Below are 479 nucleotides of genomic sequence, written 5' to 3' on the forward strand. Positions count from 1 at the left end.
ATTCAAGAAAAACAAAATGTCCTATTAATTGGCTCACCTGGAACAGGTAAAACCCATATAGCAATAGGTTTAGGAATTGAAGCTTGTTTGTCAGGATATAAAGTATTTTTCACAACGGTATCATCTCTAGTAAACCAATTAAAAGAGAGCCGTTCTGAAAGAACGTTACGTTCATTTGAACTGAAGTTTGAAAAATATGATTTAGTAATCATTGATGAATTAGGTTATATCTCCTTTGATAAAGAAGGAGCCGAGTTATTATTTACTCATCTTTCCCTTCGGGCAGGACGAGCATCCACCATCGTTACGAGTAATTTATCATTTGATCGATGGGAAGAAATATTTCATGATCCAGTTTTAACAGCAGCTTTAACAGATCGACTAACACATAGAGCCTATATGGTTGACATGGTCGGCCCATCTTATCGAATATTAGATACAAAAGAATGGCTAGAAAATAGTCAGCTTTAAGTGGCTCA

At 35.5% G+C, this 479-nt stretch carries 1 protein-coding gene; it reads left to right on the top strand.

The window, feature by feature from the left end:
* Nucleotides 1-471, top strand: a 471-nt coding sequence (locus CD30_RS19295; RefSeq protein ID WP_036180931.1) for an ATP-binding protein, incomplete at its 5' end; no start/stop codon positions are given.
* Nucleotides 472-479 lie beyond the last annotated feature (8 nt).

The sequence above is a fragment of the Ureibacillus massiliensis 4400831 = CIP 108448 = CCUG 49529 genome, from assembly GCF_000772965.1.
Classification (GTDB): domain Bacteria; phylum Bacillota; class Bacilli; order Bacillales_A; family Planococcaceae; genus Ureibacillus; species Ureibacillus massiliensis.